Source organism: Gulosibacter sp. 10 (assembly GCF_900163695.1).
Taxonomy (GTDB): Bacteria; Actinomycetota; Actinomycetes; order Actinomycetales; family Microbacteriaceae; genus Gulosibacter.
Window position 1 is genome coordinate 147,075 of the sequence record NZ_FUIC01000012.1, and the last position, 11,800, is coordinate 158,874.

8 protein-coding genes and 1 riboswitch are annotated in these 11,800 nt (G+C 70.9%); of the genes, 5 read left to right on the forward strand and 3 right to left on the reverse strand.

The genetic code is table 11. The features are described 5' to 3' along the window. Window positions 1–388: 388 nt before the first annotated feature. Window positions 389–2,449 (reverse strand): HNH endonuclease signature motif containing protein, encoded by a 2,061-nt coding sequence (locus tag FM112_RS05260; RefSeq protein WP_140400579.1) that lies wholly within the window; start codon window positions 2,447–2,449, stop codon window positions 389–391. 603 nt (window positions 2,450–3,052) lie between these two features. Here FM112_RS05260 and FM112_RS05265 point away from each other — a divergent pair. Then, on the forward strand, window positions 3,053–3,862 hold the full coding sequence (locus FM112_RS05265) for a M23 family metallopeptidase (RefSeq protein WP_217874432.1): 810 nt from the start codon (window positions 3,053–3,055) through the stop codon (window positions 3,860–3,862). Here FM112_RS05265 and thiE read toward each other — a convergent pair. Then, window positions 3,859–4,557: a thiamine phosphate synthase gene (gene thiE / locus FM112_RS05270; protein ID WP_087004544.1), complete on the reverse strand. Its 699-nt coding sequence runs from the start codon at window positions 4,555–4,557 to the stop codon at window positions 3,859–3,861. The two genes, FM112_RS05265 and thiE, sit on opposite strands and share 4 nt — an antisense overlap. A gap of 14 nt (window positions 4,558–4,571) precedes the next feature. Next, window positions 4,572–4,673, forward strand: a riboswitch (TPP riboswitch). Here thiE and thiO point away from each other — a divergent pair. From thiO to FM112_RS05290, 4 genes are all read left to right on the forward strand, one after another. Next, a complete protein-coding gene (gene thiO / locus FM112_RS05275; protein WP_087004695.1) occupies window positions 4,664–5,809 on the forward strand; it encodes a glycine oxidase ThiO in 1,146 nt (381 codons plus the stop codon). (Overlaps the previous riboswitch by 10 nt.) Beyond that, entirely contained in the window at window positions 5,806–6,075 is a 270-nt protein-coding gene (gene thiS, locus FM112_RS05280; RefSeq protein ID WP_087004547.1) for a sulfur carrier protein ThiS, read from the forward strand. The genes thiO and thiS overlap by 4 nt, the downstream gene beginning before the upstream one ends. Before the next feature lie 4 nt (window positions 6,076–6,079). Then, window positions 6,080–6,877 carry a thiazole synthase gene (locus FM112_RS05285; RefSeq protein WP_087004550.1) on the forward strand — a complete coding sequence of 266 codons (798 nt, stop codon included), beginning with the start codon at window positions 6,080–6,082 and terminating at the stop codon, window positions 6,875–6,877. Then, window positions 6,874–8,055, forward strand: a complete 1,182-nt coding sequence (locus tag FM112_RS05290) for a ThiF family adenylyltransferase (RefSeq protein WP_087004553.1) — start codon at window positions 6,874–6,876, stop codon at window positions 8,053–8,055. The genes FM112_RS05285 and FM112_RS05290 overlap by 4 nt, the downstream gene beginning before the upstream one ends. 79 nt (window positions 8,056–8,134) lie before the next feature. Here the strand turns inward: FM112_RS05290 and FM112_RS05295 are convergent, their stop codons facing one another. After that, window positions 8,135–11,785 carry a multifunctional oxoglutarate decarboxylase/oxoglutarate dehydrogenase thiamine pyrophosphate-binding subunit/dihydrolipoyllysine-residue succinyltransferase subunit gene (locus FM112_RS05295; RefSeq protein ID WP_087004556.1) on the reverse strand — a complete coding sequence of 1,217 codons (3,651 nt, stop codon included), beginning with the start codon at window positions 11,783–11,785 and terminating at the stop codon, window positions 8,135–8,137. Window positions 11,786–11,800: the final 15 nt, after the last annotated feature.

Here is an 11,800-nt window from a genome sequence, read left to right on the forward strand (position 1 = left end):
GACGCGGTAGGCCGGTAGGGCACGGTAGAGCATCGGACTGCTGTCGTGCTGTCGTGCTGTCGCCCGATGAGCCCGCGCGTCGCCTCTACGAACGGCTCGGGTTCTCGACGCTCACGGTGACGCGGATTCTCGAGGTGCCGATCGTTCACTCGATGCGGAGGGACGCTCTGTGTGTTCAAGGCGCGCCGGCCGACGGTGCTCGGTGAGGGAGGTCTCTCCACCCTTCGAGAGGCGCGACGAGCAATCCCGGTAAGGGCGCTTCAACTTGATCGCGTTCAACTTGATCGCGGTTCCGCCCAGGCGTCGTTCTGGATGGAGAGCGTTCTGGACGGAGAGCGTGATGCCCTGGCTAGTGGGGCTCTTAGGGCCGGGCTCTCGGAACAGGGCCCTAGAACGGTGGCGGGTCCTCGCCCGGTGGTCCTCCCGTATCTGACCGGGTCTCGGCACGCCGACGCATATGACTGCGCACCGAATGGCCCCGACTCCGATCATCGGGATCTCGTTCTGCGTGTTGCCGTTCTGCGCATTGCCGTTCCGCGTGCTGTCGGTCCGCCTGTTGTGGTCGGTGCTGTTGCCCTCCGTGTTGTGGTCCGGGCTGGTGCCGGCCTGTGTTCGGCTGTTCGGAGTGGAGCTGGTCGGCGTGCCGGTGATCGGGAGGCTGGTCGGCGTGCCGGGTGCCGGGATGCCGCTCACCGGCGCGATGGCGCCGTCCGGCATGGCGGAGCCCTGGGGCGACGTGGTCTTCGTAAACGACGAACCGTTGCCCCGTCGGAGAGATCCAGACCATGCGGCCGGGGCCGTCTTGTTCGAGTACCCAGCCGGCTTCACGCATGGTGTGATGCCCGCGGCATAGCACCGCGAGATTCTCGTACTTCGTGGACCCGCCTTGGGCCCACGGCGTGGTGTGGTCGATATCGCAGTCTTTCGCGAGCCGGCGGCAGCCGGGTGCGACGCAGGTCACGTCTCGGATCTGGAGTAGCCGGCGGAGTGCGGCGGGTGGCCGGTAGGTCTCCGCGGTGAGCGGCGTGCCCTCGATCGGGTCGGTGAGGACCCGGTACCAGGTGGTCGTGTCCCCGCAGAGTTCGAGGGCGGTGTGGATCGGAATCGGGGTGCGGCCGGCGAGTTCCGCGGGACCGGTGAACGCGGCCAGTGGAATCGGGTGCTCGGGAGCGTTCTGCTCGGCTTGTTCGGGCTGGCCGACGAGGGGCGTCGTGGTCGTCTCGCGGGCGGGCATCGTCGTCGTGCCGGGGGCGGGATTCGTAGCGGGCTCGGCGTTCGCCGCGGTCGTGGCAGTACCGGCGGTGACCGTGCGCCCGGCGTTGACGGGCATGCTCACGCCAGTGCCAATCCCGGTGTCGGTGCCAATCCCGGTGTCGGTGCCAATCCCGGTGTCGGTGTCGGTGCTTGAGCGTACTTGCGCTCCCTCATCGCCGTGCGCGACGGGACTCGACGCGGTTGCGACCGGACCGGCTGAGGCATTCATGGTCGATGCTGTCGATGCTGTCGATGTGGTCGGGGTTGTTGTGCCGCGGTTTGCGGTGATCAGAGAGATCGCGGGTACCGTGATCGCAACGGTCGCCTGGATCGGTTTCGCGACATGGTTCGGCGAGTCTGGGGCGACTTGACCGGTGAGGAGCAGATCGGCGAGCACGTCGGCGCGGGTCTGCTCGAAGGTGCGCGCGTCGTGGGCGTCACGACCCGGCCCGTGGAGCTGTTTAGCCGTCTGGGTGAGCCGGTCGAAGATGCCCGCACCCACCACCGCGGGGAGAAGTGTGGAGAGCTGGCACATGCCGTCGGGTTCGTCCTGGACCCACACCCGGCGGTCGTCCTGGGCGTGGTGGAGACGCTGCTCGGTTTCCTCGGGTTCCAGGTCCGCCGCCACGCGCTTCGCGTACACGCGGAGCCGACCCGGGGTGGTTTCCAGAGCCTTGGCGACCACGAGCTCCTCATACGTGCGGATCGATTCCGCCCGGGTGAGGCCGTCGCCGCAGGACTCGATCACTCGCACGTGCCCGGTACTGATGGCGCCTTGGCCCCAGGCGGCGGCGGTACGCGGGTAGCGGGCCTCCAACGCCGGTGCCGCGTTGAGCTTCGCCGAGACGGTACGGTCACTGGTGCGCGTGACCGCGCCGATCTCCGCCGCGAGGGATTTGAGTTCTTGCTCGAACGCGTCGGGGCCGTGGCCGGCGGTGAGTTGCCGGCAGTGCTCGTACGACGCGGCCAATAACTGCGCTTCGAGCGCTTCCGCGGAAGCCCGAAGCTTCGCCGCATGACCAAGCGCGTCCAGGAGCAGCCGCCGGTTATGCATCGCCTCCGGGGTACGGGTCCCACCCCTGAGATGCTCAGGCGTGCCATGAGGGCGGGGCCGATCGGCCTGGCGGGAGGAGCCGTGCCGGCCGGCGCTGTCGTGCTGCCCTGCATCAGCAGTGCTGCTGGTCGTCGAGGTCATCAGCCCCACCCCCCCCTTCCATGCGGTGTATTCACCTGCGGTGTTCGTGCATTAATTCTACTACGCGGGTCGCTGGTTTCTTCGGGCTGTGGATAACTCCGCAGCGACTTCAACCCCGCGTGCTCCCGCCCACGCAACCGTCACCGCGCTGCCGTCCCCGTGATGTTTGCCAGCGGGCATCCCGGCGCACTTCGGGGAAGACAACAGCGGCTTCGACCTCGTACCCGAAGTAGACCACGAGCCACCGACATCCCGCGCTCGCCCGCGAACAGCCCCGCTTCCGATGCTGCCGCGGGGAGCGCAGCATGCGCCTCGCACTCCCAACCGCGTACTCGCACCGAGGATTACCTCTACGCACCGGTCGGCACCCCCGCCGCGCTCCCGACCACCGACTTCCCGGCCCCACGACGTTCCGGCGCAGCGCCCGGAGACCGGAGAGATGGCGCCGTAAGAGTCGGCAGCGCCGATACCCGGCGAATCATCCGACGCTCATGACAGCCTGGCCGTACTTCCGCCCCGGTGCGGACGAGGGAGACCGCATGGCCAGAGACATCCGGCAATGCCGATGACGACGGTGAGGGAGACGTAGACGAGGGAGACCGCATGACCATCGACATCGAATACCCCTTCACCGGCCGCTGGATCGCGCGCAACAGCCCGGCGAACCGAGTGCCGAGCCACGGCACGGAGCTGTTCGGCAGCGCCTACTCGATCGACTTCGTGCCCGTGGATGCCGACGGCCGGACCGCGCGCTTCACGGCGCGTTCGCTGCTGCGCCCCGAACCGCCCGAGGCATTTCCCGGGTTCGGACGCCCGCTGACGTCACCCGTGGACGGCACGGTCATCGCCGCGCACGACGGCGATCGCGATCATCCCGCGTACAGAGGATTCCCCTCGCTCGGCTATGCGCTCTCCCAACGACGACGACTCGCGGCCGGCTGGCCGGGACTCGCGGGCAACCACGTGCTCATCGCGGTTCGCGGAGCGTATCTCGCCCTGTGCCACCTCCGACGAGGCAGCGTCGAAGTCCGCGCGGGGGAGCGCGTTCGCGTCGGCGAGCGGGTGGGGCGGTGCGGGAACTCGGGCAACAGCACCGAGCCGCATCTGCACCTGCAGGCGATCGATCGTGCGGATCCGGTTCGAGCGCGCCCGGTCCCGATCGCGCTGCGCGGCGGCCTTCCCCGCAACGGCGAGATCATCGACGTCGATGCGCGGGAGCCGCGGCGCGGAGCGGATGACACGAGGGCCCGCATAGCGCCCGCCGCTTCAACCGTGGCCGCACCCGGCACGCGGTTCACGGGACACCGCACCCGGCAGGCGGTTCACGGGACACCGCACCCGGCTCGCGGCTCGCGGGACGCGGCACCCGGTACGCGGCTCGCGGTTCACGGGAGGGAATGCGTGGCGCACTAGCCCCCGGGAAGCGCCGCCACGAGCTCCTCCGCGGCGGCGGCGGGATCCGCGGCCTCCGTGACGGCGCGCACGACCACGACGCGCTCCGCGCCGGCCTCGCGCACCGCGGCCAGCCGCTCGCCGGCGGCGATGCCGCCGATCGCGAACCACGGCTTCCGCGCGACCGAGGCGGCGTACTCGACCAGTTCGAGTCCCACCGCGGCGCGCCCGGGCTTCGTGGGCGTCTCCCAGACGGGGCCCACGCAGAAGTAGTCCAGGCCGTCGTCCTCGTTCGCGGCCCGGATCTGCTCGCGGGTGTGCGTCGAGCGGCCGATCAGCACCTCCGAGCCGAGCAGGGCCCGCGCATCCGCGGTGCCGAGATCGCCCTGGCCCACGTGGAAGACGTCCGCGCCGACGAGCGCGGCGATGTCGGCCCGGTCGTTCACCGAGAACAGGGCGTCGTAGCGCGAGGCGGCCTCGGCCAGCGTCCGCAGCTGCACGAGCTCGGCGGCCGCCTCCATGCCCTTGTCGCGGAGCTGGATGATGCCGACCCCGCCCGCGAACGCCGAATCGAGGAACTTCGCCAGATCCCCGCGATCGACCCGAGCGTTCGTGCACACGTAGAGGCGGGTCGCCTCGAGCCGGGCGAGGCGCTCCTTGCGGGAACGTGCGGATGCGCGGCGATCGGAGGGGTGCGTCTTGAACGTTGCGGTCATATGCCTACACTAGAGGCACTGTTCGCGGGAGCCCGATCCGGGCTGAGAGGGCCGAGTGCCGACCGCTGCACCTGATGCGGTTAATGCCGCCGGAGGAAGGAACATCGTGGCGAACGCTATCGTCGTCGGCGCAGGCGTCATCGGTCTCGCGACCGCGTGGGAGCTCTCCCGCCGCGGGTGGTCGGTGACGATCTGCGATCCCGCGCCCGCCTCGCAGGCGACCCGCGCCGCCGCGGGCATGCTCGCCCCGGCCGCCGAGGTCGTGTGGGGCCAGGACGCGCTCTACCCGCTCATGCGGGACTCGGCGGAGCGGTATCCGGAGTTCGTCGCGCGCATCGAGGCCCGGACGGGTCGCCCCACGGGCTATCTCCGCAACGAGACGCTCGTGGTGGGCCTCGACTCGGCGGATCGGCAGACCCTCGACGAGCTCGCGGCGCAGCAGACGCGGTTCGGGATGCGCGCCGAGCGCATCAACGCGCTGCAGGCGCGCAGACTCGAGCCCGCGCTGGGGCGGGGCGTGGTCGGCGGGGTGCACCTGCGCGAGGATCACCAGATCGACCCGAGGACGCTGACGAGCACCCTGCTCGAGCACCTCGGGGAGCGGGTGCGCCGCGCGCGGGTCGTCTCGCTGCTCGAAGAGGGCGGGACGACCGTCGGCGTCGTGCTCGCGGACGGCTCGCGGCTGCGCGCCGAGCAGATCGTGCTCGCCACGGGCCTCGCGGCGCTGCCCGAGACCGCGCACCTGCCGCTCCGCCCCGTCTACGGCGACGTCGCGCGGCTGCGCCTCGCGGACCCCGCCCGACCGCTGGTGGACCGCACGGTGCGGGCGCTCGTGCGCGGCCGACCCTGCTACGTCGTGCCGCGCGCCGACGGATCGCTCGTGCTCGGCGCCACCTCCCGCGAGGACGCGCGCAGCGGCGTGAGCGCCGAGGGCATCCACCAGCTGCTCGAGGACGGCAGGCGCGTCGTGCCGGGCATCCTCGAGGCGGACCTCGAGGAGACGATGGCGCGCGCCAGGCCGGGCACCCCGGACGACCTGCCGGTCGTCGGCCGCCTCGACGCCGGCGCGGTGGTCTCCACGGGCTACTTCCGCCACGGCATCCTGCTCGCCCCGCTCGCCGCGGCGGTCGCCGCCGACCTGGTCGAGGGGCGGGGCATCGACCACGACATCCAGCAGGCCGTCGACCCCGGGCGGTTCGCCGGGGCGCCGGCCGCCACGCACCACCGATCACCGAGAGGGAGTCACGCATGACCACAACGCCGACACCGCAGGCGGACACGATCGCCATCACGATCAACGGCTCGCCCGCCGAGACCGCCGCCGGGGGCGCGCTGCTCGACGCGGTCGCCGCCCACACCGGGAGGGAGCTGCTCGAGGACGGCACCGCCGCGGACGGGGAGCGGCTGGGCATCGCCGCCGCCGTCAACGGCGTCGTCATCCCGCGCAGCCTCTGGGCCGCTCGCGGGCTCGAGGCCGCCGACGAGCTCGAGATCGTCACCGCCGCGCAGGGAGGCTGAGCAGATGACCGCGCAGGAGACCAACGGACGCCCGCTCGTCATCGACGGAGCGGAGCTCTCGAGCCGGCTCATCATGGGCACGGGCGGAGCGACCTCGCTCGCGAGCCTCGAGGAGGCGCTCGTCGCCTCCGGGACCGAGCTGACCACCGTCGCGATCCGCCGCTACAGCCCGGGCTCGGGATCGGCGATGTTCGCGATGCTCGAGCGGCTGGGGATGCGGCTGCTGCCGAACACGGCCGGCTGCTACACCGCGCGCGACGCGGTCTTCACCGCCCAGATGGCCCGGGAGGCGCTCGAGACGAACTGGGTGAAGCTCGAGGTGATCGCGGACGAGGACACGCTGCTCCCGGACCCGCTGGAGCTCGCCGACGCGGCGGCCCAGCTGGTGGACGACGGCTTCACCGTGTTCGCCTACACGAACGACGATCCCGTCCTCGCCCGCCGGCTCGAGGACCTCGGGGTCGCCGCGGTGATGCCGCTGGGCGCGCCGATCGGCACGGGACTCGGCGTGCTGAACCCGCACAACATCGAGCTGATCACGAGCCGGGCGGGCGTTCCGGTCGTGCTGGACGCCGGCATCGGCACCGCCTCCGACGCGGCCCTCGCGATGGAGCTCGGCTGCGACGCCGTGCTGCTCGCCAGCGCCGTGACCCGCGCCCACGATGTGACCATGATGGCGCGGGCGATGCGGGACGCGGTGAATGCGGGCCGGCTCGCGGCGAACGCGGGCCGCATCCCGAAGCGCACCCTCGCGCTCGCCTCCTCGCCGAGCGAGGGCCGCATGGCCGAGGTGGCGATGTGACCGCGCCGGAGCGCACGGCGACGCGCATCCCGCCGCTCGTGGAGCCCGCCGGTCCGCTGAGCCCCCGGGAGCTCGGACGGTACTCGCGGCATCTCTCGCTGCCCGGGATCGGCCCGGAGGGCCAGCGCCGGCTGCGGGCCGCCCACGTGCTCGTGATCGGCGCGGGCGGGCTCGGCGCGCCGGTGCTGCAGTACCTCTGCGCGGCTGGCGTCGGGCGGCTCACCGTGATCGACGACGACGTGGTCGAGGCCTCGAACCTGCAGCGGCAGGTGATCCACCGCACGGAGGACATCGGCCGGCCGAAGGCCGAATCCGCACGCGACGCGCTGCTGCGGCTCGACCCCGAAGCACGGGTGCGCGCGATCCACGGGCGGCTGAACCCGGAGAACGCGCTCGAGCTGTTCGCCGAGCACGACCTGGTGCTGGACGGCACGGACAACTTCGCCACCCGGTACCTCTCGAACGACGCCTCGGAGCTCACCGGCACGCCCCTCGTGTGGGGCACGATCTTCCGGTTCTCGGGCCAGGCGAGCGTGTTCTGGCCCGAGCACGGCCCGACGCTGCGAGACCTCTTCCCGGACATCCCCGCCGCGGACTCGGTGCCGTCCTGCGCCGAGGGCGGGGTCTTCGGCGTGCTGCCGGGCCTCGTGGGCAGCACGATGGCGAACGAGGCGCTCAAGCTCATCTGCGGCATCGGCGAGCCGCTCATCGGCCGGCTCTGGCGCTACGACGCGCTCGCCGCCACGGCCGGCGAGCTGCGCTTCGGCCGCGACCCGGGCAGGGAGCCGGTCGTCGACCTGGAGGAGGCGACCGTCGCCTGCGGCGTAGAGGCCCCGAAGGAGCCGGAGGAGGCCGGCCGGATCGGGAGCGCCGAGGCGCGCGCCCTGTCGGAGCGCGGGCGGGCCGTGCTCGTGGACGTGCGCGAGCCCTGGGAGCTCGAGATCGCGAGCATCCCCTCTGCGCGGTCCGTGCCCCTCGGCGCGATCGAGGCGGACGGATGGCGGGCTCTCGGCGACCTGCCCGAGGACTCCGCCGTGGTGCTCCTGTGCAAGGCCGGGGTCCGGTCGGACCGGGCGAGGGAGCGGCTGCTGCGGGATGCGCGGCGCGACGTGCGCTCGCTGACCGGCGGCATCATCGCGTGGCAGGAGACGGTGCACGGCGAGACGCTCGTGTACTAGCCCCGCTCCCGGCGCAGACGAGGACGCCGCCCGGAAGGCCGAAGCCTTCGCGGGCGGCGTCCGCGTCTACGGGCGTCGGTCAGCCGAGCGCCTGCTGCACCAGGTCCGACTGCTGGGTCTGGTGCGCCTGCATGGTGCCCACCGACGGCGCCGATGAGGCCGGGCGGGTGGCCGGACGGATCGGCCGGTCGAGGTGCGGGACCAGGGTGGTCTGCAGGAACGGCCAGGCGCCCTGGTTCTCGGGCTCCTCCTGCGCCCACACGAGCTCCGCGTCCGGGTACTTCGCGAGCACGCCCCGGAGCTCCTCGAGGGGGAGCGGGTAGTACTGCTCGAGGCGGACCAGCGCGATCGACGAGTCCTCCTGCTTCTCGAGCTGCTGCTTGAGCTCGTAGTGCAGCTTGCCCGAGTGGATCACGACCCGGCGCACGTCCTCCGGCCTCGTGATGCGGGCGTCGTCGAGCACGCCGCGGAAACGGCCCTGCGTGAAGTCCTCCACGCCCGAGGTGGCGCCGCGAAGACGGAGCATCGACTTGGGCGTGAACACCACGAGCGGCTTGCGCGGGCGCGAGTACGCCTGCTGGCGGAGCAGGTGGAAGTAGTTCGCCGGCGTCGAGGGCTGCGCGATGGTCATGTTGTCCTGCGCGGCGAGCGTGAGGAAGCGCTCGATGCGGCCCGAGGAGTGGTCGGGGCCCTGGCCCTCGAAGCCGTGGGGCAGCAGCATCACGACGCTCGAGTGCTGCGACCACTTCTGCTCGCCCGCGGCGATGAACTCGTCGATGATCGTCTGCGCGCCGTTCACGAAGTCGCCGAACTGCGCCTCCCACAGCACGAGCGCGTCGGGGCGCTCCACCGAGTAGCCGTACTCGAAGCCGAGCACCGCGTACTCGCTCAGCAGCGAGTCGTAGATCGAGAACCTGGCCTGGTTGTCGCGGATGTTCTGCAGCGGCAGCCAGTTCTGGTCGGTCAGGCGGTCGTGCAGCAGGGCGTGCCGCTGCGTGAACGTGCCGCGGCGCGAGTCCTGCCCGGACATCCGCACCGGGGTGCCCTCCGCCAGCAGCGAGCCGAGCGCGATGAGCTCGCCGAAGGCCCAGTCGATGCCGCCCTCGCGGGACATCTTGTACCGGCTGTCGAGCACGCGCTGCAGCTTGGTGTGCACGGTGAAGCCCTCGGGCGCGTTCTGGTGCGCATCGCCGATCTCCTCGAGCAGTTCCCGGGAGATCCCGGTGGTCTCGGGCACCGACGCGTTCTGATCCTCGCGGGAGCCGACGGTGGAGAGCTCCGTGGCCGAGATGGACTCGGTGTGCGCGTTGTGCGTCTCCGCGAAGGCCCGCTCGAGCTCGCCGTGGAACTCCGCCTGCGCCGTCTCGTACTCCTCCTGCGTGATGTCGCCGCGGCCGACCAGGTTGTCGGCGTAGATCTTTCGCACCGAGCGCTTGGCCTCGATGAGGTCGTACATGAGCGGCTGCGTCATCGACGCGTCGTCGCCCTCGTTGTGGCCGCGACGGCGGTACGACACGAGGTCGATGACCACGTCGCGGTTGAACTCCTGGCGGTACTTGAACGCGAGCTGCGCCACGCGGGCCACGGCCTCCGGGTCGTCGCCGTTCACGTGGAAGACCGGCGCCTGAATGGCCTTTGCCACGTCGGAGGCGTACATCGACGTGCGGCCGTCCTGCGGCGTCGTGGTGAAGCCCACCTGGTTGTTGATGACCACGTGGACCGTGCCGCCGGTGCGGTAGGCGCGCAGCTGCGACATCTGCAGGGTCTCGAAGACCACGCCCTGGCCGCTGAACGCGGCGTCGCCGTGCACGAGCACGGGGAGCACCGAGTAGTCGTTCTCGCCGAAGCGGTCCTGCTTGCCGCGCACGATGCCCTCGAGCACGCCGTCCACCGCCTCGAGGTGCGAGGGGTTCGCGGCGAGGTAGATCGGCAGCTCCTTGCCGTCGGGCGAGGTGTAGGTGCCTTCGATGCCGAGGTGGTACTTCACGTCGCCCGTGCCGGAGACCCGGCCGGCCTTGCCGCCCTCGAACTCGCGGAAGACCTGGTTGTAGGTCTTGCCCGCGATGTTCGCGAGCACGTTGAGCCGGCCGCGGTGGGCCATGCCGATCGCGACCTCGCGGAGGTCGTCGTTCACGGCGTCCTGCGCGATCTGGTCGAGCAGCGCGATCACCGACTCGGAGCCCTCGAGGGAGAAGCGCTTCTGCCCCACGTACTTCGTCTGCAGGAAGGTCTCGAAGGCCTCTGCCTGGTTGAGCTTGGTGAGGATGCGCAGCTGCTCCTCGTGCGTCGGCGGCACGTAGGGGTGCTCGAGCTCGCCCTGGAACCAGGCGCGCTGCTCGGGCTGCTGGATGTGCATGTACTCGATGCCGATCGTGCGGCAGTACGTGTCGCGGAGGATGCCGAGGATGTCGCGGAGCTTCATCAGTCGCTTGGTGCCGAAGCCGTCCGTGACGAACTCGCGCTCGAGGTCCCAGAAGGTGAGCCCGTGCGATTCGATCTCGAGGTCCGGGTGGGTGCGCTGCACGTACTCGAGCGGATCGATGTCGGCCATCATGTGGCCGCGGACGCGGTACATGTTGATGACCTGGGCGACGCGGGCGGTCTTGTTGATCGCCGCGGCGGTGTCCACATGGACGTCCTTCGACCACAGCACCGGCCGGTAGGGGATGCGGAGGGAGGCGAAGATCTCCTCGTAGAAGTTGAAGCCGCCCGTGAGCTGCTCCGCGACGAGCTTGAGGAACTCTCCCGAGCCGGCGCCCTGGATGACGCGGTGGTCGTAGGTGGAGGAGATGGTCATCCGCTTCGAGATCGCCATCTCGTTGAGGGTCTCCTGCGCCATGCCCTGGAAGGCGGCGGGGTAGTCGAGCGCGCCGGCGCCGATGATCGCGCCCTGGCCCTTGGTGAGGCGCGGCGCCGACTGCACGGTGCCGATGCCGCCGGGGTTGGTGAGCGAGATGGTCGCGCCGGCGTGGTCGGCGGCGGTGAGCTTGCCGTCGCGGCCGCGCTGCACGAGCTCCTCGTAGGCGTTGACGAACTCGCGGAAGTTCATGTCCTCGGCCTGCTTGACGCTGGGGACCACCAGGCCGCGCGAGCCGTCCTTGTTCGCGACGTCGATCGCGATGCCGAGGTTGATGTGGGCGGGTGCGACGACCGAGGGCTTGCCGTCGATCACGTCGTAGTAGACGTTCTGGCTGGGGAACATCTTCAGCGCCTGCACGATCGCGTAGCCCAGGAGGTGGGTGAACGAGATCTTGCCGCCGCGGGTGCGGCGCAGGTGGTTGTTGATGACGATGCGGTTGTCGATCATCAGCTTGGCGGGCACCTCGCGGTAGCTCGTCGCCGTGGGGATCTCGAGCGAGACCTCCATGTTCTTGGCGATGGCCTTCGGCATGCCGCGGAGGGCGTCGATCTTCGCCTCGCGCTGCGGGGCCGCCTCCTTCTTCTCGGTCGGCGCCTCGGCGGGGATCGGCTGCGCCCGGGCCGGGCGGGCGGTGGTGCGCGCCTGCTTGCCCTGCTCCGTGCGGGGCTCCGAGGCGACCGGCGTCGTCTCGGGCTTCGTCGCGGGTGCGGGGGCCTCCTGGCGGGAGGCGGATTCGGCGGTCTGCTGCCGGATCTCCGCGTCGTAGCGTTCGAGGGTGGGCCACCAGGCCTCATCCACGCTGTTTCGGTCTTCTTGGAACTTCGCGTACATTTCGGCAACCAGCCAATCGTTGGCTCCGAAACTCGGCATGTTGCTTGGACTGTC